The sequence below is a fragment of the Streptomyces sp. NPDC048171 genome (genome assembly GCF_043202655.1).
In the GTDB taxonomy this organism is placed as follows: Bacteria; Actinomycetota; Actinomycetes; order Streptomycetales; family Streptomycetaceae; genus Streptomyces.
On record NZ_JBIDAU010000005.1, the window covers coordinates 346,866 to 371,870 of the forward strand.

Annotated in this window: 28 protein-coding genes; 13 read left to right on the plus strand and 15 right to left on the minus strand. The window is 72.0% G+C overall.

The genetic code is table 11. The annotated features are described in order from the left end of the window. The first annotated feature begins 58 nt into the window (after positions 1 to 58). Positions 59 to 1,249: an NAD(P)/FAD-dependent oxidoreductase gene (locus ACGF3J_RS16175; protein ID WP_161330968.1), complete on the plus strand. Its 1,191-nt coding sequence runs from the start codon at positions 59 to 61 to the stop codon at positions 1,247 to 1,249. Here ACGF3J_RS16175 and ACGF3J_RS16180 read toward each other — a convergent pair. Beyond that, positions 1,215 to 2,048: a TetR/AcrR family transcriptional regulator gene (locus ACGF3J_RS16180; protein WP_393854219.1), complete on the minus strand. Its 834-nt coding sequence runs from the start codon at positions 2,046 to 2,048 to the stop codon at positions 1,215 to 1,217. The two genes, ACGF3J_RS16175 and ACGF3J_RS16180, sit on opposite strands and share 35 nt — an antisense overlap. Positions 2,049 to 2,116: 68 nt before the next feature. On the opposite strand from ACGF3J_RS16180, the gene ACGF3J_RS16185 reads away from it, so the two are divergent. Further along, positions 2,117 to 3,112, plus strand: a complete 996-nt coding sequence (locus ACGF3J_RS16185; protein ID WP_161328427.1) for a hypothetical protein — start codon at positions 2,117 to 2,119, stop codon at positions 3,110 to 3,112. Positions 3,113 to 3,138: 26 nt separating this feature from the next. Here the strand turns inward: ACGF3J_RS16185 and ACGF3J_RS16190 are convergent, their stop codons facing one another. Beyond that, positions 3,139 to 3,912, minus strand: a complete 774-nt coding sequence (locus ACGF3J_RS16190) for a polysaccharide deacetylase family protein (protein ID WP_161328428.1) — start codon at positions 3,910 to 3,912, stop codon at positions 3,139 to 3,141. Positions 3,913 to 4,165: 253 nt separating this feature from the next. Here ACGF3J_RS16190 and ACGF3J_RS16195 point away from each other — a divergent pair, with 253 nt between their 5' ends. Together ACGF3J_RS16195 and ACGF3J_RS16200 are read left to right on the plus strand one after the other, a co-directional pair. Then, on the plus strand, positions 4,166 to 4,750 hold the full coding sequence (locus tag ACGF3J_RS16195; protein ID WP_161328429.1) for a DM13 domain-containing protein: 585 nt from the start codon (positions 4,166 to 4,168) through the stop codon (positions 4,748 to 4,750). 237 nt (positions 4,751 to 4,987) lie between these two features. Continuing rightward, positions 4,988 to 6,301 carry an LPXTG cell wall anchor domain-containing protein gene (locus tag ACGF3J_RS16200; protein ID WP_161328430.1) on the plus strand — a complete coding sequence of 438 codons (1,314 nt, stop codon included), beginning with the start codon at positions 4,988 to 4,990 and terminating at the stop codon, positions 6,299 to 6,301. A 65-nt stretch (positions 6,302 to 6,366) separates the two neighbouring features. On the opposite strand, the gene ACGF3J_RS16205 is transcribed toward ACGF3J_RS16200, so the two are convergent. The 3 genes from ACGF3J_RS16205 to ACGF3J_RS16215 are packed head-to-tail and all read right to left on the minus strand — an operon-like array spanning position 6,367 to position 7,963. Further along, positions 6,367 to 6,747, minus strand: coding sequence for a hypothetical protein (locus ACGF3J_RS16205; RefSeq protein ID WP_161328431.1), 381 nt, complete (start codon positions 6,745 to 6,747; stop codon positions 6,367 to 6,369). Further along, the gene (locus tag ACGF3J_RS16210) at positions 6,744 to 7,409 is read right to left on the minus strand and encodes a hypothetical protein (RefSeq protein ID WP_202558005.1); all 666 of its coding nucleotides are present in this window, start codon (positions 7,407 to 7,409) and stop codon (positions 6,744 to 6,746) included. Before ACGF3J_RS16210 ends, ACGF3J_RS16205 begins: the two co-directional genes overlap by 4 nt. Continuing rightward, positions 7,400 to 7,963, minus strand: a complete 564-nt coding sequence (locus ACGF3J_RS16215; RefSeq protein ID WP_393854220.1) for an RNA polymerase sigma factor — start codon at positions 7,961 to 7,963, stop codon at positions 7,400 to 7,402. Before ACGF3J_RS16215 ends, ACGF3J_RS16210 begins: the two co-directional genes overlap by 10 nt. Positions 7,964 to 8,133: 170 nt before the next feature. On the opposite strand from ACGF3J_RS16215, the gene ACGF3J_RS16220 reads away from it, so the two are divergent. Then, positions 8,134 to 8,658: an Asp23/Gls24 family envelope stress response protein gene (locus tag ACGF3J_RS16220; protein ID WP_393854221.1), complete on the plus strand. Its 525-nt coding sequence runs from the start codon at positions 8,134 to 8,136 to the stop codon at positions 8,656 to 8,658. 51 nt (positions 8,659 to 8,709) lie between these two features. Further along, positions 8,710 to 8,925 (plus strand): hypothetical protein, encoded by a 216-nt coding sequence (locus tag ACGF3J_RS16225; RefSeq protein ID WP_161328433.1) that lies wholly within the window; start codon positions 8,710 to 8,712, stop codon positions 8,923 to 8,925. Between the two features lie 97 nt (positions 8,926 to 9,022). On the opposite strand, the gene ACGF3J_RS16230 is transcribed toward ACGF3J_RS16225, so the two are convergent. Next, positions 9,023 to 9,967 carry an SRPBCC family protein gene (locus ACGF3J_RS16230; RefSeq protein WP_161328434.1) on the minus strand — a complete coding sequence of 315 codons (945 nt, stop codon included), beginning with the start codon at positions 9,965 to 9,967 and terminating at the stop codon, positions 9,023 to 9,025. 3 nt (positions 9,968 to 9,970) lie between these two features. Next, a complete protein-coding gene (locus ACGF3J_RS16235) occupies positions 9,971 to 10,552 on the minus strand; it encodes a hypothetical protein (protein WP_161328435.1) in 582 nt (193 codons plus the stop codon). A gap of 174 nt (positions 10,553 to 10,726) precedes the next feature. Here ACGF3J_RS16235 and ACGF3J_RS16240 point away from each other — a divergent pair, with 174 nt between their 5' ends. After that, complete coding sequence (locus ACGF3J_RS16240) at positions 10,727 to 11,374, plus strand: GntR family transcriptional regulator (protein WP_202558006.1); 648 nt, start codon at positions 10,727 to 10,729, stop codon at positions 11,372 to 11,374. Between the two features lie 328 nt (positions 11,375 to 11,702). On the opposite strand, the gene ACGF3J_RS16245 is transcribed toward ACGF3J_RS16240, so the two are convergent. Next, positions 11,703 to 12,503 (minus strand): carbon-nitrogen hydrolase family protein, encoded by an 801-nt coding sequence (locus tag ACGF3J_RS16245; protein ID WP_161332743.1) that lies wholly within the window; start codon positions 12,501 to 12,503, stop codon positions 11,703 to 11,705. Between the two features lie 12 nt (positions 12,504 to 12,515). Further along, positions 12,516 to 13,883 (minus strand): MFS transporter, encoded by a 1,368-nt coding sequence (locus tag ACGF3J_RS16250; protein WP_161332744.1) that lies wholly within the window; start codon positions 13,881 to 13,883, stop codon positions 12,516 to 12,518. 139 nt (positions 13,884 to 14,022) lie between these two features. Between ACGF3J_RS16250 and ACGF3J_RS16255 the strand changes: the two genes are divergently transcribed. Next, positions 14,023 to 14,712 (plus strand): DUF2848 domain-containing protein, encoded by a 690-nt coding sequence (locus ACGF3J_RS16255; RefSeq protein ID WP_161332745.1) that lies wholly within the window; start codon positions 14,023 to 14,025, stop codon positions 14,710 to 14,712. Positions 14,713 to 14,728: 16 nt separating this feature from the next. Here ACGF3J_RS16255 and ACGF3J_RS16260 read toward each other — a convergent pair whose 3' ends face one another. From ACGF3J_RS16260 to ACGF3J_RS16270, 3 genes are all read right to left on the minus strand, one after another. After that, the gene (locus tag ACGF3J_RS16260; protein ID WP_202559120.1) at positions 14,729 to 16,273 is read right to left on the minus strand and encodes a fused MFS/spermidine synthase; all 1,545 of its coding nucleotides are present in this window, start codon (positions 16,271 to 16,273) and stop codon (positions 14,729 to 14,731) included. Positions 16,274 to 16,286: 13 nt separating this feature from the next. Beyond that, positions 16,287 to 17,144 carry an alpha/beta fold hydrolase gene (locus tag ACGF3J_RS16265; protein WP_161332746.1) on the minus strand — a complete coding sequence of 286 codons (858 nt, stop codon included), beginning with the start codon at positions 17,142 to 17,144 and terminating at the stop codon, positions 16,287 to 16,289. Positions 17,145 to 17,560: 416 nt separating this feature from the next. After that, positions 17,561 to 18,523, minus strand: a complete 963-nt coding sequence (locus tag ACGF3J_RS16270) for an MFS transporter (RefSeq protein ID WP_161332747.1) — start codon at positions 18,521 to 18,523, stop codon at positions 17,561 to 17,563. 126 nt (positions 18,524 to 18,649) lie between these two features. Between ACGF3J_RS16270 and ACGF3J_RS16275 the strand changes: the two genes are divergently transcribed. Continuing rightward, the gene (locus ACGF3J_RS16275) at positions 18,650 to 19,558 is read left to right on the plus strand and encodes a winged helix-turn-helix transcriptional regulator (protein ID WP_161332748.1); all 909 of its coding nucleotides are present in this window, start codon (positions 18,650 to 18,652) and stop codon (positions 19,556 to 19,558) included. A 98-nt stretch (positions 19,559 to 19,656) separates the two neighbouring features. Here the strand turns inward: ACGF3J_RS16275 and ACGF3J_RS16280 are convergent, their stop codons facing one another. The 3 genes from ACGF3J_RS16280 to ACGF3J_RS16290 form a co-directional block, all read right to left on the minus strand. Next, positions 19,657 to 19,905 (minus strand): SCO4226 family nickel-binding protein, encoded by a 249-nt coding sequence (locus ACGF3J_RS16280; RefSeq protein WP_125493565.1) that lies wholly within the window; start codon positions 19,903 to 19,905, stop codon positions 19,657 to 19,659. A 150-nt stretch (positions 19,906 to 20,055) separates the two neighbouring features. Continuing rightward, a complete protein-coding gene (locus ACGF3J_RS16285) occupies positions 20,056 to 21,081 on the minus strand; it encodes a sporulation protein (RefSeq protein ID WP_161332749.1) in 1,026 nt (341 codons plus the stop codon). A 328-nt stretch (positions 21,082 to 21,409) separates the two neighbouring features. Then, positions 21,410 to 21,880, minus strand: a complete 471-nt coding sequence (locus ACGF3J_RS16290; protein WP_161332750.1) for an ArsI/CadI family heavy metal resistance metalloenzyme — start codon at positions 21,878 to 21,880, stop codon at positions 21,410 to 21,412. 79 nt (positions 21,881 to 21,959) lie between these two features. Between ACGF3J_RS16290 and ACGF3J_RS16295 the strand changes: the two genes are divergently transcribed. The 4 genes from ACGF3J_RS16295 to ACGF3J_RS16310 all read left to right on the plus strand — a co-directional run bounded on the left by ACGF3J_RS16295 (position 21,960) and on the right by ACGF3J_RS16310 (position 24,437). Continuing rightward, the gene (locus tag ACGF3J_RS16295; protein WP_161332751.1) at positions 21,960 to 22,367 is read left to right on the plus strand and encodes a helix-turn-helix transcriptional regulator; all 408 of its coding nucleotides are present in this window, start codon (positions 21,960 to 21,962) and stop codon (positions 22,365 to 22,367) included. Between the two features lie 23 nt (positions 22,368 to 22,390). Then, positions 22,391 to 23,488 carry an ACR3 family arsenite efflux transporter gene (arsB, locus tag ACGF3J_RS16300; protein ID WP_346346350.1) on the plus strand — a complete coding sequence of 366 codons (1,098 nt, stop codon included), beginning with the start codon at positions 22,391 to 22,393 and terminating at the stop codon, positions 23,486 to 23,488. Beyond that, positions 23,481 to 23,930 (plus strand): arsenate reductase ArsC, encoded by a 450-nt coding sequence (locus ACGF3J_RS16305; protein ID WP_161332753.1) that lies wholly within the window; start codon positions 23,481 to 23,483, stop codon positions 23,928 to 23,930. Before arsB ends, ACGF3J_RS16305 begins: the two co-directional genes overlap by 8 nt. Positions 23,931 to 24,005: 75 nt before the next feature. Beyond that, the gene (locus ACGF3J_RS16310) at positions 24,006 to 24,437 is read left to right on the plus strand and encodes a hypothetical protein (protein WP_202559121.1); all 432 of its coding nucleotides are present in this window, start codon (positions 24,006 to 24,008) and stop codon (positions 24,435 to 24,437) included. Positions 24,438 to 25,005 lie beyond the last annotated feature (568 nt).

A 25,005-nucleotide genomic window follows, 5' to 3' on the forward strand; every position in this document is an offset into this window, starting at 1 on the left:
GGACCCCGGAGACCGTCGTACACCGGAGGCTTCGGCCACCGGAGACAGGAGCAGGGAAATGCAGCACCGCATCGTCGTCCTGGGCGCCGGATACACCGGTGCCGTCGCCGCCGGGCGCCTCGCGAAGCGACTGCGCCGCGAGGATGTCGCCATCACCCTCGTCAACGCCGAGCCCGACTTCGTCGAACGCGTCCGGATGCACCAGCTCGCCGTCGGCCAGCAGCTCAGGCCCCGGTCGCTCGACGAGATGTTCGCCGGCACCGGTGTCGAGGTGCGGCTCGGGAAGGTCACCGGCGTGGACGTGGACCGCGGGACGGTCGCCGTCACCGACCCGGACCAGCCGGGCGAGGACCGGGAGTTGGAGTACGACACCCTCGTCTACGCCCTCGGCAGCGCCTGGAACCACCAGGGCGTGCCCGGCACCGTCGAGCACGCCCACGAGATCGCCGGCCGCCCGGGAGCCCTCCGGCTGCGCGAGCGGCTGGCCGGGCTGGACGCCGGAGCGTCCGTGGTCGTGGTCGGCGGCGGCCTGACCGGCCTGGAGGCCGCCACCGAGATCGCCGAGGCCCGCCCGGACCTCGACGTGTCCCTCGCCGCGCGCGGCGGTCTGGGCGACTGGCTCTCGCCCAAGGGCCGCCGCCACCTGCGCAAGGTCTTCGGCACCCTCGGCATCACGGCGTACGAGAACGCCGCGGTCACCGAAGTCGCGGCGGACCACGTCGCCACGGCCGACGGCGCCACCATCCCGGCCGCCGTCACCCTGTGGACCGCGGGCTTCGCCGTCCACCCCATCGCACGGGCCACCACCCTGAACGTGACCGACACGGGCCAGATCGTGGTCGACGGGACCATGCGCTCGGTCTCCCACCCCGACGTGTACGCCATCGGCGACGCGGCCATGGCGGCCGGCCCCGGTGACAAGCCGCTGCGGATGTCGTGCGCCTCGGGCACCCCCACCGCCTGGCAGGCCGCCGACTCCATCGCGGCCCGCCTGACCGGCGGCAAGCTCCCGAACGCGCCGCTGCGCTACTTCAACCAGTGCATCTCGCTGGGCCGCCGTGAGGGTCTGATCCAGTACGTCACCGCCGACGACCGAGCCGTAGGGGCGGCCCTGACCGGACGCTTCGCCGCGTTCTACAAGGAGCTGGTCTGCAAGGCCGCCGCCTGGGGCGTAGCCAACCCGACCCTCGGCGTACCGGCCCGGCGCCGTGCCGTCACGCGCGCGGAGGTCCGTCCCGCGGCGGTGTGACGGCGCGCAGGAACGCGTCGGCGAACGTGTCGCAGACGTCCTCGACGGGCGGGACGGAGTAGTGCGGCATCCGGTCCGTGGTCGGCCGCATCAGGAAGTGGATCATGAGCGGGCTGGTCATCTGCTGGATGAGAAGCAGCAGTGGCAGGTCACGGATGCGGCCCGCCTCGATCTCGGTGGTGAGCCACCGGCCGACGCCGGCGAACATCCGCGGGAGGAACTGCTCGGCGATCGGCCGTACGGAGTCGTCGTGCGGCCGGGCCAGCACTTCGGCGTAGACGGCGGGCAGCAGCCGCGGCTCACGGCTCAGCGCGGCGGCCATCAGGGAGTACACGGTCCGCACGGTGCCGCGCAGGTCCGCGGACGGGGCCGCCAGCACGGCCTCGACGTCGAGGATCGGGCTGTAGCGCTCGAAGACGGCCAGCAGCATCTCGTCCCGGCCGCCGAACGCGGCGTACAGGCTGTGCACCGAGCACTGGGCCTGCGCGGCGACGCGTTCGAGGGTGAGCGCGGCCAGCCCCCGCTCGCCGATGAGGGCGGCGCCTGCCTCCAGGGCCCGTTCGCGCACCGGCCGCTGCCCGCCGGGATCGACGCCGGCGGCGCGGACCGCCTCGTCCAGGGCGCGCCGGCTGCCGCCCAGCCGGCGCAGCAGGGTGCTGCGCGAGATGCCCGCCTCCTGGGCGATGGCCTGCATCGATACATCGCCGACGGCCATGTCGTGCGTCCGGGCGGCGCGGAGTGCGGCCTGTACGAGTTCTTCCCGCACGGGCTCGGAGGCGGTGAACTCGACGTTTGACATAGCTGTCAACCTAGCATGTATCGTTGTTTCAACAGTCGATGAATTAATTTCTGACGAGGATCCCGCCCATGACTCAGCAAGCCGGCACCCCCGGCCCGACCACCGGCCGGGGTCGCAAGCTCGCCGTCGTCGTGGTGGGCCTGGCCGCCGTAGTCGTCGTGATGCTGTGCGCGTTCGCCCTGCCCTCGATCAACAGCGGCCCGCACGACCTGCCCGTCGGCGTCACCGGCCCGGAGAAGGCCACGACAGCGGTGAGCCAGTCCCTCCGGGGCGACGCGTGGGACGTCACCGCCTACGAGACCGAGGCCGACCTCAGGTCGGCGATCCGGAATCGCGACGTCATGGGCGGCATAGTCCTGGCCCCCGGCCGGGTCACCGCCTACACGGCCACGGCGGGCGGCCCGCAGGGGGCCGCGACACTGACCGGCACGGCGACGGCGCTCGCGGCCAAGCAGCGGGCGGACATCACCGTCACCGACCTCAAGCCGTTCCCCGAGGACGACCCCAGGGGCGCGGGCTTCGCCGCGGCGACCCTGCCCATGATCTTCGGCGGCATGTTCCCCGCCGTGCTCCTCTCGCGCCTCTTCCCCGGCCACTCCGGGCTGCGGCTGCGCGCGGTCGGCGGCGCCGTCTTCGCCCTCGTCGCGGGCTTCGCCGTCACCGCGTTCCTCCAGTACGGAACGGGCTCACTCGACGGCGACTACCTGGTCACCGCCCTCGGCATGTCCCTGGGCATGGCCGCCCTGGTCATGACCCTGCTCGGCGCGGAATCGCTCTTCGGGCTGCCCGGCTTCGGCCTCGGCGCCGCGGTGGTCATGCTGCTCGGCAACCCGCTCTCCGGCCTGGCCAGCGGCCCCCACTGGCTCCCCGACGGCTGGGCCGCCTTCGGCCAGCTCCTGCCGCCGGGAGCCGCCGGCAGCCTGCTGCGTGCCAACGCCTTCTTCGACGGCACGTCCGCCGGGACCCCCGCCCTGGTGCTGGCCTGCTGGGCCCTGCTCGGCCTGGCCCTCCTCTTCGCGGGCGACCTGCGGGGGCGCCGGGCCACGCCGGCCGCGGCCCTCTGAGGTCCGCTCGCGCGGACCGACCGGGATCAACGCACGGGGAACCCGAACGCGTACCCCTGCTCCGCCAGCCACGGGAGCACGCGCCGCAGGGCCTCGACGGTCTGCGAACGGTCGCCGCCCGCGTCGTGGAACAGGAGCGTCGGCCCGTTGGCCAGCTCCCGCTGGACGGTCTCGACGATGGCGTCCGTGCCCGGCCGCTCGAAGTCCTTGGTGTCCACGTTCCAGCCCAGCGGGCGCATCCCGTGGGAGGCGGCGAGCTTGCGGCTGTAGGGGGTGAAGGCCCCGCCGGGAGCCCGGTAGTACATCGGCCGGACGCCGCCCGACGCCTTGATGATCATCCGCTCGGCGTCGAGGATCTCCTTCGACTGGTACGCCTCGGACTTCTGGTCCATGGAGGTGTCGTGCGACACCGAGTGGTCGCACAGCCGGTGTCCGGCCGCGACGACCTTCTTCACCAGGTCCGGGTGGGCCTGCGCCTGCGTCCCCGTCACGCAGAACGTGGCCTTCACCTCGTACTCCGCCAGCAGGTCGAGCACTTGGGGCGTCCACGCCGGGTCGGGCCCGTCGTCGATGGTGATGTTCACGCCGCGCGCCCCCGCGTCCGAGGCGTGCGCGATGGTCACGTCGACCGGCTTCACCGCGCCGCCCGGCGCGGGTGACGCGGACGCCTTCGGCGCCGAACTGCCCACGGCATCGGCCTGCGCGGTCCACACCGAGGCACCGACGGCGAGCATCGTCACCCCGAGGGCGGCCCCGACCACCTTGCCGTACCAGCCCCGCCCACCACTGTGCCGTGCCATGCCCGCCCCGCCTTCCCGCAGTTCACCGTCGACCTCGGTAACCCGGGTCCACCTGGCAGGACGAGGAAAAGGGGACACGGGATCCGTCCGTTACAGATCACGGACAATCCAGGAGAAGTTCGTGGACACTCGACGGGACGGGCGGCGGACGTAAGCGTTTCGTCATCCGCCGAACGACGTGGGAAGGCCGCGCCATCCGTTGAATGGAGGCGATACGGAAGCGACGCGGCATTCTCCCCGGGAGGCGGACGGCATGGGACGTGGACGAAGTACGAGGGTCAGGCCGTGGATGGGCGGCGTGCTGCTGGTGGCGCTCGCCGCGGCCGGCCTCGGGCTGTACTGGTTCCAGCCGTGGAAGCTGTGGCAGGACGAGACCGTCCACGAGGCGCTGCCCGCGACGGCGGACGCGTCGCGCGCCCCTGCCCAGGGACCCTCGTCCGACAAGCCGGCGGCACCTTCCACTTCAGCACCTTCCGCCTCGGAGCCGGTCACCCTGGCGAGCGGCGACCTGATCAGCCACGAGCACACGACCACCGGCACCGTGAAACTCGTGCGGCTGTCAGACGGCTCGCACGTCGTCCGCCTGGAGGACCTCGACACCAGCAACGGCCCCGACCTGCGCGTCCTGTTGACCGACGCACCGGTCGAGGAGGGCCGGGCCGGCTGGCACGTCTTCGACGACGGAAAGCACGTCGGCCTGGGCAAGCTCAAGGGCAACAAGGGCAGCCAGAACTACACCGTGCCCGCCGGCATCGACCCGGCCCGCTACAGCAGCGTCAGCATCTGGTGCGACCGCTTCGACGTCTCCTTCGGCGCTGCGGAACTCGCCCGCGCCTGAGGCGGCGTGGCGGTCGGCGGCGATGACATGGCTCACACAGAAAGTGCGGCCTACGAGGGCAACTGCGCCTTAAGTACCGTTTGTTCATACGTCGTGGAGGCTTTTCCGGCATGGGCGGGGGAAACCCCCTGTGGTCTCGATCAAGCAGGCCATACCATCGCCGGAGCGTCGCGTCGCGTGAAGATTTTGTGAGTGCGGCGTCCCTCGCTTCCTTTCTCCACCCGACCAGGGGTCCATGTGAAGATTCGCCGTGTTCTCGCGACCGCCGTCGCCGCCGCCGTGACCGCCCCGGTCGTCCTCCTTTCGTCGGCGCCCGCCTTCGCCGACGAGAAGCCCGCCGCGCAGACGCAGAAGGCGAAGCCGACGATCGAAGAGCTGCGGCAGGCCGTCGAACGCGCGCAGAAGGAGTACGACGCCGCCGTCATCGCGGTGAAGGACGCCAAGAAGTTCCTCAAGGAGGGCCTGGAGGAGGAGACCTACCCGACCAAGGCCGCGCTCATCGAGGCCGAGAAGGCCGCCGAGGACGCCGCCAAGGTCAAGGCCGAGGCCGACCAGGCCGTGGTGGACGCCCAGGCCAAGCTGGACGCCGCCACCACCGACGAGGACAAGGCGGCGGCGCAGACCGAGCTGGACGAGGCCAAGACCGCCGCCACGGAGGCAGCGGAGGCCAAGACGGCCGCCGACACCGCGCACACCGAGGCGCAGGACGCCCACGACGACGAGCGCGTCGCCCAGGCCCGCAAGATCGAACTCCTCAAGAAGGCGCGGGACGAGGCCAAGACGAAGCTGGACGACGCGGAGAAGGCGCTCTCCGACGCCGAGGCCGAGGAGGGCGATGAGGGCGCTGAGGGCGAGGAGCCGGCCGGTGAGTGCGTCGCCGCGCCCGAACTCACCGCCGTCGTCAGCGGGCTGCCGGACAAGGTCGTCGGCGGCACCACGGAGACCTTCACCCTCCGCGTCACCAACGGCACCGGCGGCACGCTGGACGAGGTGTACCCGTTCGCGTCCGCCCACGGCTTCGACACCAAGGGCTACAAGGAGCTGGACTCCTACCTCGACCTGGAATGGTCCACCGCCGCCAACCCGAAGTGGCGCGACGCCGACCTGCTGGGCGGCACCTCCATCGGCTCCCTCAAGGCGAACGCCTCGGTCGACGTCAAGCTGCGGCTGAAGGTCGACGAGGACGTCCTCGCCGGTGAGGGCTCGGTCTACGTCACCGCCGACTACCTCAACGACGACGGCTCCTGCGGCGGTTACCCCGACCTGGACGACTACGCCTTCCAGATCCTGCCCGAGGGCGGCGACAACGCCGACGACCCGGGCAAGCCCGAGGACCCGAAGGACAAGCCGGCCCCCAACAGCCCCACCGGACAGGGCGGCACCTCCACCACCCCGGTGAACACGTCCAGCACCACCACCACCGGCTCCCTCGCCCAGACCGGTTCGAACGACGCCCTGCCGAAGATCGCCCTGGCGGGCGGCGCGGCACTCGTCCTCGGCGCCGGCGCGGTGATCGTCACCCGCCGCCGCAACAAGAGCACCGGCGCCTGACAGACGGCACGGCAAGACACGACCGGGCCCGGTTCCCCTCGGGGGATCGGGCCCGGTCCGTCGGGTCAGCTGGTCGAGGCCCGGCCCTCCACGTCCCCCACGATGCGCGTGATCGTGACGGCGACGACGCAGCTCCCCGGAGCTTGCTGGTGCACGGCCGCCTGTGCTCGGGCGCGGACCGCGCGGGCCGTGTCGAGGGCGCGGCCGCCCTCGGTGAGAACGCAGCGGACCTCGACGTGCCAGACGCCGCTGTCACGCGCGTGCCGGACGCGGACGCCGGCGCCCGGAGCCGGAGTGGCGGTGCCGGGAGTGTGCTGTGCGTGGGCCGCGTGGGCCGCGTCGGCCAGTGAGCGGCCGAGGCCCGGCTGGAGTCCGGCCACTCCGGGGACCGACAGCGCGGCATGGGCGACCGCGCGTTCCACGCTCCCCGGGTCGACGGCCGTCATGTCGCCACCCCGGGCCCCGAGGCGCGGCTGTCCGTCGGGTGCGGACGCTCCCACTCGGCCGAGACCCGCAGGTCGATCGCCTCGACGGCGAGGCCCAGCTCGTGGGCCGCCGCGTCGGCCACAGCCCGTCGCACCTGTTCCGTCCTGCCGGGCAGGGGCTGGTCGAGCGTGACGGAAAGGGTCATGGCGACGGACACCCGGGTCTCCGTCCCCGCGGCGCCCGGGGCAAGCCGGCAGCTGGCGGCCAGCACGCCCGGAACCCGTCCGGCGGCGCGGCGCAGGACGCCCGCCGCCGTGGTCTCCGCGATGCGCAGTTCTCCGGTCGGATCGTCCAGGGGCACCAGCCGCCCGAGTCGTACCTCCGCGCGCACGGCGGCGACGATCCTCTCCACGAGGGCGCGGGCGCTCGGCCCTCGCGTGCGCAGCGCGTCGGTGGCGCGGTCCAGGGCCGTCAGACCTTCGACGGCGTCCCGGCAGTACACGCACCCGTCCGTGTGGGCGTCGTCCTGATCGCGGCCGGTGCGCGCCCGCTCCCATACGTCGCTCAGCAGGCGGGCGCACGGCAGTCGCTCGTCGGCCGGGAACCGTATCCCGCCGGGGCTCCCGTGGACCGGGCCGGGCCGGCCGGACGAGGAGGTGGCGGTGGGGTGGTCTAGCGCCATGGGGCCATCTCCTTCGTGAGCGTGCGCCGAGCCCGGAAGAGCCTGCCGCGTACGGTCTGTTCACTCACCCCCAGCACCTGCGCGATCTCCTCGTAGTGGAGTTCGTGCAGCTCCCGGAGGATCCAGCAGGCGCGCTGGCCGGCGGGGAGGTCTCCGAGCGCGCGGGACAGTGCGGCAGCCGCCGCGGCGTTCTCGGCACTGCGTTCCGGTTCGCCCGTCGCGTCGTGGGCCAAGGGCTCGGCGACGGAGTCCAGGGGCAGGGAGGGCGTGCGTCCGCGGAGGAGGTTGAGGCAGCGGTTGGTGACGATGCGGTACATCCACGTGTGGAAGGCGGCGTCCCCCCGGAACTCGGGAAGGCGTCTCCAGGCACTGGCGAAGGCATCCTGCACGACCTCCTCGGCGTCCGGGAGGCTGCCCAGCATGTGGCAGGCCAGCGCGAGCAGCCGGGCGGTGTGCCGGTGCACGAGCACCGCGAAGGCGTCCTCGTCGGCTTCGGAGGCGCGGACGGCGAGGACCCGGTCGTCCGCTTCGTCGAGATCGCTCCCCACATCCACTGTCCGCTTCCCACGTGACGCCGTCGGGCGCGTCCTGCTACGAGCCAGGATACGTGAGCCAGATCACAGATAAGTGTGACGATTTCGCCTGGTTCGTGTCGAACTCTATGAAGGGCGCCGACCAGGTGCCCCCGAACCGTCGCTCGCAGCTCGTCGCTCAGGAGGACGTCATGACGCAGACGACGTACAACCCGGCATCGGACCGCGCCAGGCCGACCCCGGGAACCATGCCGCAGCACGACCCCAAGCGGGATGCGCCGGAGGGCGAGAAGCGGACCGGCACCGCCGGCTCGGAGCCCGGCGGACGGACCACGATCGCGGACGTCGTGGCGGCGAAGATCGCCGGGATGGCGGCCCGTGAGGTCCCCGGCATCCACCACCTCGGTTCCGGCATGACGCGTGCCATCGGGGGTGTCCGCGACCGTATGCCCGGCGGCCGGACGAGCGTCACCCGGGGCGTGAGCGTCGAGGTCGGGGAACGCCAGGTGGCGGTGGACCTGGACGTGGTCACCGACTACGGCTACCCCATCGCCGAGGTCGCGGCGGACACGCGCGCCGAAGTGATCGCGACGCTGGAGCGCATGACCGGCCTGGAGGTGGTGGAGGTGAACATCGACGTCAACGACGTAGCCCTGCCGGAGGCGGATGAAGAGGACGAGGGCGAGAGCGACCGCGACCGGCAGCGGGTCGACTGACTCGCCCCGCCCTTCCCGAGGGGGAGTCGTACGCGAGATGGGGAACGAGCCATGAACACAACCACCGCGGGGCTCCTGACCGGCCTCGCACTTGGCTTCGCCGGATACTTCGGCGGGTTCGCGGCGTTCGTGGTGGTCGCCGCCCTCGGTCTGGCCGGTCTGGTCGTCGGCCACTTCGCGGGCCGCGAGACGCACGTCTCCGACTTCGTGCGCCCGCGCGAGGGCCGCGAGGGCCGCGAGGGCGGGCAGGCGCGGCGAGTGCGGTGATGTCTCACCGTGAGACGCCGTGAGACGCCGTGAGACGCGGTGAGTCGTAGGGAGATCGGGTCGGCGACGCGCGCACACGCCGCCGGCCCGGTCCCGCCTACCGACCCTCGTCGTCCTCGTCCTCTTCCTCGTCCTCGTACTCCTCTTCTTCCTCGTCCTCGTCGTCGTACTGGGCATCGGCTTCTGCGTCGTTCCCGTCCTCCCCGTCGTCCCCGTCCTCCTCGTCGTCCTCAAGACCTTCCTCGTGCGAGCGGACCACTTCGCCGTCGCGGATCTCACCGCGCCAGCCCTCCAGTTCCTCGTCGTCGGAGAGCGTGGCGTACCGCAGGAAGTGCTTGAGGTCGAGGCGCAGGCGACGTCCTTGCGCGCGCCAGATGTTGCCGGTCTTCTCGAAGAAGCCGGACGGGTAGTACTCGACCACGGCGACGACACGCGTGAGGTCGGGGGTCAGTTCGTGGAAGCTGACGGCGCCGCGGGTGGTGCCCTTGCCCCCTTCGGAGTTCCAGACGATGCGTTCGTCGGGGACCTGCTCCTGGACGGTGGCCTTCCAACTGCGGTTGGAGAAGGCGATCTTGGCCTTCCAGTCGCTCTCGACCTCGTCCGACTGCGAGACGCTCTGAACACCCTTGGTGAAGGAGCTGAACTCCTCGAGCTGGGTCCAGCGGTCGTACACGGTGCGCACCGGCTTGCCGACGTCGATCACCTCGACGATGTTCGTGACCTTGACGCTCCCCGCCTTGCCACCGCCGCCGAAGACGCCCTTCACGGTGTCGACCACCTTGTCCTTCACGTCCCCCGCCTTCTTGCCGAGGAACGCCTTGACCGGCGACTCCCCTTCGCCGAGTACGCGTCTGCCGACGTCGAGCAAGGTGCTGTTGCCCTCGCCGACGTTCCCGAGGTCCTGCGCGAGGCCGCTGATCCTCTCCCCGGCCTTGTCCGCCATCTGCTGGCCCTTCGCCGAGGCGAACGCGGCCAGCTGCTCCTTGAGCTGGTCCATGCCGGAGGTGCCGGCTGGAGTGGACTTCGACTCCGTCTTGGCCATGGCCTACCTCCTACGGCTGCCGCGGCCGGATGTCCTGCCCGCGTCGGCCTTCTTCTTCCCGGTGGGCGCCTTCTTGGCGGGAGCCTTTTTCGCGGGCGCCTTCTTCGCGGGCGTCTGCTTCGCGGGGGCGGTCCTGGTCGCGGACTTCTTCGCGGGGCTCTTCCGCGCTCGGCTCCGACGGGGCGGCGCCGCCTCCGCCTCCTGCTCGGCCTCCTGGTCTTCCTGGTCTTCCTGGTCCTCCGGCGTTTCCTCCTCCTCGCCCTCGCCGTCGGGTTGGCCCAGGAGGGCTTCGGTGCGCTCCTGCAGCGAGGTGGCCAGTGCGCCCAGGCGGCGGTCGGCGGTCGTGGACAGCGCGGTGCGGGCGGAGTCCATCAGCTCGCCGCGGACCTGATCCAGCAACTGCGCGGTCTGCGGGTTCTCGGATGCCCTGCTCAGCGCCCGAGTCATCAACTCTCGGGGGCTCAGCAGCCCTTGGCCGGCGAGTGCGGAGGCGACCCCGATGGCGAGTTTGCCCTTCTTGGTGCGGCCCAGGGCGTATCCGGTCGCGAGGGCCGCGACGAGAGTGGCTTGCGTTTCGGTTTCCATGAATGGCCTCGAGTGCGGTCAGCGGTGTCAGGCGCGCCCCGGCTCGGCCGGGCGGCCACCCCTTCCTCCCACCCTCCTCTCACCTGCGCGGGCCCGCATCTCCCGAGAGATCCGGAACGCACCGCGGGCACCGCGAGGGGACCGCGTGGTAGCGTCCGGTCGTATACAAGGTGTATGCGAGAGCTGGGGGCTGCGGTGACGTCCGGTCGGGAGAAGGCGTACGCGTATCTCAAGGACACGGTGCTGACGGATCCCGGGATGCAGGGCGCCTTCCTGTCCGAGCAGGAGCTCGCGGACCGGATCGGCGTCTCCCGCACACCCATCCGGGAAGCCCTGTTGCAGCTCGCGGCCGAGGACCTGGTCGAGCTGGTGCCGAAGCGGGGCGCCCGGGTGTCCCCCCTGACGGGACGGGAGATCCGCGAGCTCATGGAGCTGCGGGGCATCGTCGAGCGGTACGCCGCCCAGGAGCTGGTCTCGGGTGGGGGAGCGCCGGTCGCGGAGCTGCGGTCCCTGCTGGAACGGCAGCGCGGGCTCACCGGTGCCGATCAGGCCCGGGAGTTCATCGCCGTGGACCACTGCTTCCACGCGGCGCTGGTCTCCGCCGTCGGCAACACCCTCCTCGACCGGCATTACGAGGGTCTGCGCAGCCGCCAGGTCCGTGCCGGGGTCGCCGCCCTCTTCAGCCGGCAGGGGCGCCAGGATGCGGTGCTCGGGGAGCACGAGGCGATCCTGGACGCCCTGGAGGCCGGTGACGCGCAGGCCGCGTGGGCGGCCATCGACCATCACCTGGAGTCGACGCTCAAGGTTCTGCTGGAGGGTTGAGGGCCGGGGGCATGCGCGCGCCCCCGGGCCTCGGGCTCGTTCGGGCCCCGGCTCCCCCGGCCCCCGGCCCACGACTCCCCCGCCCACGACTCCTTGGGCCCCCGGCTCCCTCGGGCCAGGGCTCCCTCGGCCCTCCGGCTCCCTCAGCCCCACGGCTGCCTCGGGCTCACGGCTGCCTCGGGCCCCCCGGCTCCCTCGGCCCTTCGGCTCCCTCGCCCCCGGCCCCCACCGAGGCCGATGCCGAGCCGCCGAAGCCTCCACCGCCCCCGTCGTTCCCGTCGCCCCCCCGTCGCCCCCGTCGCCCCCCAACGGGGACGAGAGACGGTGCTCACCGCCCCCACACCTCGGGACGCCGGTTCGCCAGCACGGAGATCCGCTGCCGGACCGCCGCGACCTCGTCCACGTCGAGGTCGGCCACCAGCAGCTCGGGCCCGGCGCCCAGCGCGTGCCGTACGGTTCCGTCGGGTCCGACGACGCGACTGTGCCCGATGCCGGTCGGCGCGGAGCCCGGTCCCGCGTCCGTGCCGGGGTCGGCCTGGTCCACGGCGGCCAGCCAGACGGTGGCGTCCAGCGCACGGGCCCGCGCCAGCAGCTCCCACTGCTCCCGTTTGCCCGGCCCCGCACCCCAGGACGCGCCCAGCAGCGTGGCGACGGCACCGGCGTCGGCGTGCGCCCGGAACAGCTCCGGGAAACGGATGTCGTAGCAGGTGGCGAGGCCCAGCCGTACGCCGTCCACGTCGATGACCGTCGTGGCCGAGCCCGCGGCGACCGTGTCGGACTCACGGAATCCGAAGGCGTCGTACAGATGGATCTTGTCGTAGGAGGCGTCGACGCCGGCCCCGGTGGCGATCAGGGTGTTGGCCACCCGCCCCCCGGTGGCCGGGGTGAACATGCCGGCCACGACGACCGTGCCGGTGGCGGCGGCGATCCGCCGGACGCCGTCGGCCCACGGCCCGTCCAGCGTCTCGGCGAGCGGTGCCAACGGGGTGCCGAAGCAGGCCATCGTCGCTTCCGGGAAGACGACGACACGGGCTCCGGCGTCCGCCGCCCGCCGGGTCCATTCCTCGACGAGCAGGAGATTCTTCTCGGGGTCGGGGCCGGTGGTGAGCTGGCTCAGGGCGATGCGCACGGTGCGTCCTCCTCAGAGGCGGGTAGAAACGGTGTCCGCCGTCGGCGCGGCGAGGGCGGCGTCCTCGTCGAGGGCGGCGTCGGGGTCGCGCCCCAGCCGGACGCCGACGAGGGTGACGGCCGAGGCGAGGGCGATGTACACGGCCAGCGGCGTCCACGTGCCGTACGCGCTCAGCAGGGTGGTGAACAGCAGCGGGGCGACGGCGCCGCCGATGATCCCGGCCAGCGTGTAGGCGAGGGACGAGCCGGTCGAGCGCAGGTGGGGCGCGAACTGCTCGGTGATGAAGGCGGCCTGCGGGCCGTACAGGCAGCAGTGGATCACCAGGCCCACGACGACCCCCGTGGCGAGCGGCAGCCAGGTGCCGCCGCCGATCATCGGGAAGAACACGAAGGGCCACACACCGGCGGCCACCGTGGCGACGCCGTACAGCAGACGGCGGTTGACCCGGTCGGAGAGCGCTCCGGCCAGCGGCATGAGGAAGACCTGGATCGAGGAGCCGATGAGCACGGCCGCCAGGGCGGAGCCGCGTGACATGCCGAGTTCCTCGGTGGTGTACGTGAGGACGAAGACGGTGAACATGGCGTACAGCACGTCGGGGCCCACGCGGCACAGGATCGCGGCGAGCAGGGCGCGGGGTTGGGTGGTGAACACCTCGCGGACCGGCGCCTGGGGCCGGGACTGCTCGGCCTCCATCGCCTTGAACACCGGGGTCTCCTCCAGCTTCGCCCGGATCCACAGCCCGAACGCGACGAGGACGCCCGAGAACAGGAACGCCACGCGCCAGCCCCACGACTCGAACTGCGCCTCGGTCAGCGTCGCGCCGAGGGCCGCCAGCACGCCGTTGGCCAGCAGGTTTCCGGCCGGTGGGCCCACCTGGGCGGCGGAGGCGTAGAAGCCGCGGCGGCGCGGATCCCCGAACTCGCTGGACAGCAGTACGGCACCGCCCCACTCGCCGCCGACGCCGACGCCCTGCGCGAAGCGCAGCACGACCAGCGCGATCGGGGCGGCCACGCCGGCCGTCGAGTACGCGGGCAGCACGCCGATCAGGAACGTCGCCGCGCCGATGAGCACCAGCGTGGCGATCAGGACCTTCTTGCGGCCGATCACGTCGCCGAGCCGGCCGAAGACGAACCCGCCCAGCGGGCGGGACACGTAGCCGACCGCGTACGTGGAGAACGCCAGGAGCGTGCCGGTGAGCGGGTCCTCCGAGGGGAAGAACAAGTCGCCGAAGACCAGGGCGGCCGCGGCGGAGTAGACGGCGAAGTCGTACCACTCCAGCGCCGTGCCGGTCAGGCTCGCGACGAAGGCCCGGCGGACGCCGGAGTGCCGCGCGGGCGGCGTGGTGCCGTCCTTCGTGTCGTCCTTCGGGGTGTCGCGCATGGTTCCCATCCTCGCTCGGGGACGTCGGGGGACATCGACCTCCCGGCATACTTCTTGTATACAGGTCGTATGCGCAACCCTTTGCGCGAGAGATTCACCGCGGACCCGATCAACGGACCCGAACTCTGGGAGTGCCCTCATGGCCGTGCTGCTGACCTTCGAACTGCCCGACGGATCGACGCGCGAGGTCGACGTCGTCCAGGTCCTCAACGCCGGGTACGCCGGACGCAGCCAGGAGGACGTCGCCGCGCACGTCGCGGAACTGGCCGAGCTGGGAGTGCCCGGCCCGTCCGTGACGCCCGCCCTCTACCCCGTCTCCCCCTACCTCGCCCAGCAGACCGACCGGGTCCAGGCGCAGCACGGGCACACCTCGGGCGAGGCGGAGTGGGCGCTGGTCGTGGCGGACGACGGGGAGCTGCTGCTGACCGCCGCCTGCGACCACACCGACCGCGACCTGGAGGTGCACGGCGTGGCCTGGAGCAAGAACGCCGGCCCCGACGTGCTGGCCCGCCGCGCCTGGCGCCTGGCCGACGTGGAGTCCCGCCTCGACGACCTCACCCTGCGCGCCTGGGTCACCCACGGCGACACGTCGACGGAGATCCAGCACGGCACCCTGGCGGAACTCCTCGCCCCCGCCTACTGGATCGACGTACTGCGCTCACGCGGCGGGCTCACGCCCGGCACCGTCCTGATCTCCGGCACCATCCCCATGACGCCCGGCGTCGACCAGTTCGCCGACGGCTGGAGCGTTGAGCTGGCCGACCCCGCCACCGGGGACACGATCCGCCTCCAGTACGACGTCCAGCCCATGCCGGCACCCATCGGCTGAGCGCACCGGCCCTGCGTCAGGGGCCGCGCCGCGTGGCGGCCGGCTGGAGGAGCTGGTCGACGGGTGCGTAGTCGTCGGTGAGCAGCCGGGCGTCGCCGGTCCAGGCGGCGAGCCGGTCGCCACCGGCGATCTTCCAGCCGGTCCGCCGGGCGTCGAGCGCCCGCTGCGCCGCGCGCAGGTCGACGGGCCGGTCGGAGGCGAGCACGACCAGGTTGCCGCCGTCGGGCCCGGTACTCGGGTGGAGGCCGATGTCGACGGGTTCGCCGACGACGGCGACGTGCTCGAAGACCTCGCCGAGGGTGGCGACCTCGGCACGCGCGAAGTCCAGCCCCCCGTGGTCGATGAGATTCGCGACGTACAGCCCGCCCTCCCGCAGCACCCGCCGCACGTCGGTCATCGCCTCCACCGTGGTGAGGTGCCACGGCACGCTGACGCCCCCGAAGGCGTCGCCGACGACGAGGTCCCGGCTGCCGGCGTCCAGGCGCCGCAGACCGAGCCGCCCGTCCTCGACCCGCACGTCGACACCGGCGGCCGACCCGAGACCGAGCCGCTCCCGGTCGATCCGTACGACACCGCCGTCGATCTCGGAGACGAGGCTGCGCGTCCCGGGCCGCGTGGCGGCGAGGTACCGGGGGAGGGTGAGCCCGCCACCGCCCAGGTGGTGGGCGGCGAGCGGCTCACCCTTGGGAAACGCGGAGTCGACCACGGACGCGATGGCGCGCACGTACGCGAACTCCAGGAAGGTCGGATCGTCGACGTCGACGTAGGAGTGCCGCACACCGTCCAGGACCAGCGTGCGCCCGCCGTCCCGCTCTGGATCCGCGACGACCCGCGCGCAGTGGTAGCGGGTCTCGGCGTCGCAGCCACCGGGCGCGACCGCGGCGGCGAGACCCCCGGCGACGATCACGAGGGCCAGGGCGGGCGCACCGCTCCACCCGCGCGTGCGCCACTCGACCACCGCGGATCCCGCCACCAGCAGCGTGCCGAGGCCGATCAGGATGCCGCTGACCGGCAGCCGCGACACCAGGACGAAGCCGGTGAGGACGGTCCCGAAGATGGCCCCGACGGTGCCGGCGCCCGACAGCCGTCCGACGACCGCCCCGGTCTCGGCGAGGCTGGTGAGCCGCAGCTTCGTCACCATCGGCGTCACCGCGGACAGCAGCGCGCCCGGCACGAGGATGGTCAGCGACGCGATGAACAACAGCGCCGTCGGCGCCCACTCCGCGGTGGTGCGCAGCACGGCGGGGGTGAACCCCACGACCGCCCCCGACACCCCGAGCGAGGGCCCGAGCAGCCGCCGGGGATCGACCTGATCGGCGCTCTTCCCCCCGAGCCACGACCCGACGGCGATCGCCGTGAGGGCGATGCCGATCACCATGGTGCTGGTCTCGAGAGTGAGCCCGAGATACGGAGCGAGCAGCCGCAGGGCCACGATCTCGACCACGAGCACGGCGGCGGAGGACCCGAACACGAGCGCGACGGCGGCACGGGCCCCCAACCCACGCACGCGCGCCTCGCCTTCGGCAACTACTAAGGGCGACGAATCGGTCACGACCGTCATCTTCCCACGCGATTCACGCCAGTTGGTTCGGAAGCGGTGAGGAAGTGGCCGACGAGGCGGTACCGGCGGGCCCGGCCGTCCGGAGGAAGTCCAGCAGGACGGTGTTGAAGCGCTCGGGCTGCTCGGCGCCCGGCAGGTGCCCGGCGCCGTCGATGACGCTCAGCGCGGCGTGCGGAACGAGGCCGGCGATGGCCTCGGCCTCGGAGACGGGCGTGTAGACGTCGTCCACGCCGACCACGATCAACGTCGGTACCGCGACGGTGGCGAGGGTGTCGCGGTAGTCGGGACGTTCGGCGCGGCCGCGCAGTGCCGCCGCGGCGCCACGGGGATCGGTGGCGCGCATCATGCCGAGCACGTGTGCGGCCACATCCGGGAGAGCGGCGACGTTGTACGAGGCGAGCATCTTGCCGATGACCTCGTCCGCGTAGCCCGCCATGCCCTCGGCGAGCAGTCGGTCGGCCAGACGGTTGCGGTACGCCTTGCCCTCGTCGGACTCGGCGGGGGCCGACGTGTCGGACAGGACGAGTGCCCGTACCCGCCCCGGGTGGCGGCGGCAGAACTCCATGGCGATCTGGCCTCCCATGGAGACGCCGCCGACCACCGCGCGTTCGATGCCCAGATGGTCCAGGAGGGCGGCGATGTCGTCGGCGAAGTCGGAGAGGAACACCTTTCCGGGCGTCACGTCGCTCTCCCCGTACCCCCGCAGGTCGGGAGTGACCACCCGGTGCCCGGCCGCGACGAGGGCACGGGCCTGGGGCGCCCACAGCGTGCGGTTGAACGGGTGTCCGTGGATCAGGACGACCGGCATCCCGTCCGGGGAGCCGAGGTCGTCGTAGTGGAGTGCGGTGTCGCCCACGGTCATGCGGCTCATCGGAGGTCTCCCTGGAATTGCTCGTCGGCGGGGTGAAGGTGGCTCTGCGATCCTGCCCAGCACCGGTGGGGAGACCGGGGCCAGGGGGTGTCGACAGCCGGGACCGGTTTCACTCGAAGTCCCGGCGGCGGCCCGCCGGGAACGTGAGCAGGTAGAGCGGCGGCAGGACCGCGGCGGCGCACACCGTCCACAGGGCCGCGTGCGTCCCGGCGTACGTGGCGAGCAGCCCGGCGTGAGGGCGCCGAGGGGCTGGGCGCCCCAGGAGACGAAGCGGACGGTGGCCATCACGCGGGAGAGGAGCTCGGGCGGGGACGCGGTCTGGCGGTAGGTGCGGGTCGTGATCGACCCGATGGCGACCCCGAAGGCGAAGCCGGCGTTGCCCAGGGCGAACCAGTACGCGTCGGCGGCGGATGTGGTCAGCGGCGCCAGCAGGGCGGCGGCGCCGCCGGCCAGCGCGGTCCCCACGAGGCCCGGGCGGTGCCGAACCGCCGGGTCAGCCGGACCGCCACGGCGGCGCCCGCGAGCCCGCCGACTCCGTCCATGGCGAGCACCAGCCCGAGTTGTGCGGGGGTGAGTCCGGCCTCCCGGACCAGGTACAGGGGGGTGAGGGCGACCAGGGCGGCGCAGACGAAGTTGGTGGCGGTGGCCCAGAGCATGCAGGGCAGCATCACGGGGTGCCGCGTCACGTACGTCCAGCCCTGGCGGATCAGCCGGCCGGTGCCGTCGCCGGTGCGGGGGGCGGGACGGCGCTCGGGGAGGGTGCGCAGCAACGCGGCGGAGAGCAGGTAGCTGGCGGCGTCCACGAGGAGCGCCCCGACCGGGCCCGCGGCCTGCACGAGGAGGCCGCCACCGGAGGGCCCGCCGGTCTCGGTGACGGCGTGTGTGCCGGACATCAGGCTGTTGCGGGCGGCGAGTTGCCGCTCCGGGACGATGGCGGGCAGAAACGTCGAGTTGCCGATGTCGAAGAGTACGGTCGCGGCGCCGGTGGCCAGGGCGGCGAGAAACAGGTGCGGGTAGCTGAGCCGGTCGAGCCACCATGCGAGCGGGAGGGATCCGACGGCGGCGAACCGCACGAGATCGAGGGTCACTTGGAGACGGCGGAGCGGGAGACGCTGGGCGATCACTCCGGCCGGGAGGCTGAGCAGTAGCCAGGAGATCTGTCCGGCGGCGGCGAGCAGGGCGGCCTGGAGCGCGGTGGCGTCGAGGACCGAGAGGGCGACCAAGGGGAGCGCGAGGGAGGTGACGGCGGTTCCGGCACTGCTGACGGTGGCGGCGGCCCAGTAGCGCCAGAAGACGGCCGAGGGCGAGGTCGCGTGGCCCGTGCCGCGGCGATCGTGCTTCGGGACCGTCGGTGTCTCGCTCGTCGGTGTCTCGCTCATGCGGCCCCCGCCTCCGGTGAGTCTCTTATGGGAACTTACTGCTGTGACTGAGTTCCTATCGGGAACTCACTCGAGGGCGCAAGATGGTTTCCAGGACTGGAGCCGTATCCGGAGGGCAGGGGAGCCATGGTCAGGTCGGTGCCCGAACGGGACGCCGCCTGTGCGATCGCACAGGCGGCGGCGGTGGTCGGCGACTGGTGGAGCCTGCTCCTGGTACGGGAGACCGCACGCGGGCACCATCGTTTCGACGCGCTCCAGGAGGAGTTGGGGATTTCCCGCAAGGTGCTGACCGAGCGTCTCGCGCACCTGGTGGAGGCGGAGATCCTGGAGAAGGTGCCGTATCAGAGCGGCCCGGTGCGCTACGAGTACCGGCTGACGGAGAGCGGTCTCGGCCTGCTGCCGGTGCTGCTCTCGATGCAGGACTGGGCGGACCGCTGGCTGCTCGGCGACGGCTCACTGAACGGCACGGCGGACGAGGAGAGTGCCGAGGCGCGGCGGGTGGCGGACCTGCTGGGCGAGCGACTGCCCGGCCTCGAACTGCCGGGACACCGGGACGGCGACCCACTGGACCCGGTGGCCGATGCCGCGGCCACCGTCCTGTTCTGCTACCCGGCGACCGGGCGCCCGAGCCCGCTGCCGGAGGGCTGGGCCGACATCCCGGGCGCCATCGGCTGCACGCTGGAGAACCGCCTGTTCCGGGACGCCTACGACGACTTCCGCGCGGCGGGCGCCGAGGTGCGCGGCGTGAGCACGCAACGACCCGACGAGCAACGGGTGTTCGCGGTCGAGGAAGGCATCCCCTTCACTCTGCTCTCGGACGTCGACCTGCGCCTCGCCGCCGCTCTGCGGCTCCCCGTCTTCCGCGCGGGGCAGACGCTGCGACTGAAGCGGGCGGTACTGGTGGTGGACCGTGACCGCGTGGTGCGCCTGGCCCGCTTTCCGGTGACGGACATCCCGGGGGCGGTGCGCGAGGCGCTGGCGGTGGTGGGGCGGGTGGCGGCGGAGAGCCGGGCGGCGGGCCAGTCACACCCTTGAGGGCGCGTGGCCCTGGTCACCGGGCCCGCCCGCGCGACCCGCCCCCGCACGACACCGCGCGGATACGGCTCGCTCGCCGAAGCACCGGCGGACCGTCACTACAGCATGAGTGACACCGGGTAGATCTCGTCGGCGGTGTGGCCCGCCCGCTCGTGGGTCCGCTGGACCGCTTCCGCCGAGGGCCCTTCGGACAGGCACCACACGGTGCCGGAATCCGGGTCGGCCCATGCCTGCTCGAAGTGCACGCCTTCGTCGCCCTGCACCGCCAGGTCGGCATTGTGGGCGGCGAGGAACTGATCGCTCGTGATCCCCTTCATGCCGTGGTGCACGTCCATGAACTTCGTCATCGCTCCCACTCCTCCGGTCCCGCGACGGCACCGGGGAACCGGCACCGCCGGCCCTTCCCCCTCCTTCCATGCTGCACCTGCGGGTCGCGACGGGCGACCCGCGGGAACAGGCGAGCGGTTCAGGGCCTCGCCCCCGGGCAGGCGCCGGTCTCAGTCCTCGCCCTCTCCTTCGTCGTCGCCCTCGAAGAAGTCACCGACCTCGTCGACGACTTCCGCGGCGACCATGCCACCGACCACGCCGACCGCGAGTCCGGCCGCTCCGGCGGCGATGGCCGTGCCGGCACCGGGGCCCGAGCGGTGGTGGTCGTCGTGGTGATGACCTCCGTGAGCGTGGTGCCCGGGGTGCCCGTGGTGCCCTTGGCCGGTGAACGGGGTGCCGTGTCCGTACGCGGCCCCGGCCCCGTACGCCGCGCGGTGCTCGACGAGCCGCCGAACCCAGCCGTCCACCTCGGCCGCCCAGTCGCGGACGTCGTGGTGGCCCAGAGCGAAGCGGGTGACGGCGTCCTGGCCGGAGGAGAGGAACCCGCCGCGCTTGTCGGCCTCCAGGACCACTTCGAGCCCGCCGGGTCCGGCCAGGAAGGTCACCTCGACCTCGTTGAGCTGGTGCGCGTACTGGGGGGCCGGGGTCAGCTCGATCTCCTGGTAGAAGGGCAGTTGCTGGCCCGTTCCTCCGATGTGCCCGTACTCCAGGTCGGCCGACCTGAAGCCGAAGCCGAGCTGGCCGAAGGCCTCCAGGACGGCTTCCTGAACCGGCAGGGCCGTGACGGTGAGAGGGTCGAGGTCGCCCTTGTCCTTGGCGCCCGCGACCGCCAGCTCGGTGCGCACGCCGAGCACGATGCCCAGCGGCTGTCCGTACAGCTCGGTGATCGGCGTCTCCCAGGGCAGCGTGACCTGGAAGGACACACTGTGCGACGCCTCCGCCCCGAGCCGGAAGCCGCCGCCGACGGTGAACCGGTCGAAGACGACGAAGCCCTCGCTCTCCCCGTCCTCGTGCTCCGCCTCGACCCTGGCCACGAGCTCGAGCGTGATGTGCTCGATGTCGAAGTCAGCCTGTCCGCCCTTGAGATGGACCTGTCCGGCCAGCGTGCCGCCGGGCAGGACGGGCTCCGGCTGGAGAACCGTGTCGACCGTGGGAGCGCCCACGCCGAGGGAGCCGAGAAGCCGCTTGAACACCATCGTGGCGTTCACTCCTTATGAGTGCTTGTGTTTCGTGAGGCGGCGCCATCCGGCCACCGGAGGGATGCGCACGGACGACACCTGTCCGCCCGCCCAGGGCCGCCCCTGGTCTTGTTTCTACAAACAAGTAGAAGCATAGAGTTGCTCCGGCGGCCGGGAAGCGCGCTGCGGCCGGTCCCGCCCGGAAAGGCCGAAAGACGCCCCTGAGCCGACCGGGCCCGTGGCCGGGGGCGGCGCGGCGCGGCGCCAAGACCGCACCGGCGGCATGCGGGAACCGAGTAGGCCCCGACCGTGGCCGGGGCCCGTTCTCGCTCGACCTTCGCCGCCCCTAGCCGCAGGCGCAGCCCGCGGCGCTCGGTGCCTCCTCGGCGGCCCGGCCGGTGCAGCAGCCGTCGCCGGTGGCGTGGGGGTCGGTGCTCCTGTCGAGGGTGCCGGCGTCGGCCTTGACGACGTATACCTCCCAGGGCTCCTGGCCGGGGCCGTGCACCCACACCTTGTCCTGGAGGGCGTAGCAGCAGGAGGTGTCGTTCTCCTCGAAGGTGGCCAGGCCGGCGTCCTTGAGGCGGGTCGTGGCCGCGGAGACCTGGTCGGTGGACTCGACCTCGACGCCGAGGTGGTCCAGCCGGGTCTCCTCGCCGGGCTCGCCCTCGATGAGGACGAGCTTGAGCGCGGGCTCGGTGATGGCGAAGTTGGCGTAGCCCTCGCGCCGCTTGGCCGGTTCGGTGCCGAACAGCTTCGAGTAGAAGGTGATCGACGCTTCCAGGTCACTGACACGCAGGGCGAGCTGAGCGCGGGACATGGCAGGGCTCCCATCCAGTTGTTTCGATGTCCTTCGATACAACGTTGCGCCCTGAATCGAAGGATGTCAACATAGAGAAATGTCGAATCAAGAGCTGGTGGTGCTCGGCCGGACCGACGAGGCCGGGGCCTGCTGCCCCGCGTTGTTGACCGCTCCCCTGGATGAGGGCCAGGCCTTGGAGCTGGCGAAGGTGTTCAAGGCGCTGGGCGACCCGGTGCGGCTGCGCCTGCTGTCGCTCATCGCCTCACGGGCGGGCGGTGAGGTGTGCGTCTGCGACCTGACCCCGGCGTTCGATCTGTCCCAGCCGACGATCTCGCACCACCTGAAGCTGCTCCGGCAGGCAGGCCTCATCGACTGCGAACGGCGCGGCACGTGGGTCTACTACTGGCTGGTCCCGGAGACGACCGACCGACTGGCGAGCATCCTGACCCGCCCGATGGGCGAGCCCCTGCCCGACCACGGCGCGGCGGCCGGATCCGCCTCGTGAGTACTCCTGCTCCTGATCGGCACGTGGCGGGGCGCCTGTCCTTCCTGGACCGCTACCTCGCCGTCTGGATCCTCGCCGCCATGGCTGCCGGGCTGGGCCTGGGCCGCTTGGTTCCGGGCCTGGGTGACGTGCTGGCCAAGGTGACCGTGACGGGGGTGTCCCTGCCGATCGCCTTGGGCCTGCTCGTGATGATGTACCCGGTGCTGGCCAAGGTCCGCTACGACCGCCTCGGCACCGTCACCCGCGACCGCCGCCTGTTGCTGCCGTCCCTGCTGCTCAACTGGATCATCGGCCCGGCGCTCATGTTCGCCCTGGCCTGGCTGTTCCTGCCGGACCTGCCCGCCTACCGCACCGGCCTGATCATCGTCGGCCTGGCTCGCTGCATCGCCATGGTCATCATCTGGAACGACCTCGCCTGCGGCCACCGCGAAGCCGCCGCGGTGCTCGTCGCCGTGAACTCCGTCTTCCAGGTCTTCGCGTTCTCGGCGCTCGGCTGGTTCTACCTCTCCGTCCTGCCCGGCCGGCTCGGCCTGGAACAGACCGGCCTGGACGTCCCGGTGTGGGAGATCGCCCGCAGCGTGCTCGTCTTCCTCGGCATCCCGCTCGCAGCCGGCTACCTCACCCGCCGCATCGGGGAGAAGACCAAGGGCCGCACCTGGTACGAAGCCAGGCTCGTCCCGCGCATCGGCCCCTTCGCCCTGTACGGCCTGCTCTTCACGATCGTCATCCTCTTCGCCCTGCAGGGCGACGCCATCACCTCGCAGCCCCTCGACGTCGCCCGCATCGCCCTGCCGCTGCTGGTCTACTTCGCGCTCATGTGGGCCGGTTCGATGCTCGTGGGACGTGTGGTCGGCCTCGACCACCCACGCGCGACCACGCTGGCCTTCACCGCTGCGGGCAACAACTTCGAACTGGCCATCGCGGTCGCCATCGCCACGTTCGGCGCCTCCTCCGGCCAGGCCCTCGCCGGCGTCGTGGGCCCGCTCATCGAGGTGCCCGTACTCATCGGCCTCGTGTACGTCGCCCTGTACGCGCGCCGCTACTTCCCCGCCCCGGCCGCCACCCCCGCGCCCCGGAAGGACGCCACCCCTTCCCCTCAGAAGGACGCCACCCATGCCTGACACCGCCGCCCCGTCCGTCCTGTTCGTCTGCGTCCACAACGCCGGACGCTCGCAGATGGCCGCCGCCTTCCTCACCCACCTCGCGGGGGACCGCGTCCAGGTCCGGTCCGCCGGCTCCGCGCCCGCGGCCGGCGTCAATCCGGCGGTCGTCGCGGCCATGGCGGAGGCGGGCATCGACATCGCGGCCGAGGTACCCAAGGTGCTCACGGCCGAGGCGGTCCAGGCGTCCGACGTCGTGATCACGATGGGCTGCGGCGACACCTGCCCCGTCTTCCCCGGCAAGCGCTACCTCGACTGGGAGCTTCCCGACCCGGCCGGGCAAGGGGTCGAAGCGGTCCGCCCGATCCGCGACGAGATCGAGAAGCGCATCCGCGGCCTGCTCGACGAGATCGCTCCGGCGAGCCACGACGGCTGGAGTCGCGGTCCCCAAGGATCGCGGTGATCCTGTCAGTGAAGCGTTCCTGACGTCGCACGGGCTGTATGCGTCGGTGACTGTGCTGTACAGGAGGTGGCGGTCATGACAACGATTCCGGGCGAGACACGGCGAGGGCACGGCGGGCCGGGCGACAGCGAAAGGCTCAGCGGCGCGTCCCTGTTCGCCGGTTCCGTGATGATGCTCAGCGGACCGCTCAGCATTCTCATGGGGGCGTCCGGCATCGCGAGGGACAACTTGTTCGCCGCGTCCCAGTACGCCTACCGGTTCGACCTGACGGCTTGGGGCTGGATCCACATCGTGGTCGGCCTGGCACTCGTCATCGCCGGCATGGGCGTTGTGACAAACCAGAGCTGGGGGCGTGGGGCGGGCGCGGTGGCGGCAGGGATCAGCCTGATCACCCAGTTCATGTTCGTCCCGTACTACCCGCTGTGGGCCATCCCCGTGATGACACTCGACCTCTTCACCATCTTCGCCCTGACGAGGTTCCACGTCGGAACCGACGTCGGTCGCTGAGATTTGCAGCCCACCACCCACCCCGGCAGCCGGGCTGGAAGTACCCCACGCCCGCCCAAAGCGCCCGATTCCGGCGACGGCGCCCCCTCCAAGCCGGCGCGCCTGTGCCCCACCCCGGCCGAGGGCATCGTCTTTGAAGCGACGGCCGATGCGGATGACTGGCCGATCCGGCGGGGCGAGTGGAGATACCCCGATGCACCGAGTCGGGTTGTGGCTGTCGACGCGGGGACGGCTGAGGGCCTCGCCCAACGGCCGTGAACGGGGCTGAATGAGACGGAACCTGAGACGGCCGACTGTGGCCCTAGAGCTGACCCCGCCACCAGGGCACGTCCAGGCTGTCAGCAGCGATGACCTCGGCCCTTGCCAGAATCTTCTCGTCGAGGGCCCGCACGAGGGCGCGTAATTCACGCGCACTCTTCCTGGGAAGCGCGTGAAGCACGGTTTCGAGGTGCTCGCGGAAGCCGGCGCCGTAACACCCGCACTCAGGGATGCCGCAATCAGTACCTGTGCGTGGGCCTACAAGTTGTCTGAGGGGACCATGGGCATAGGCCTGCCAGTGCCAGAACGC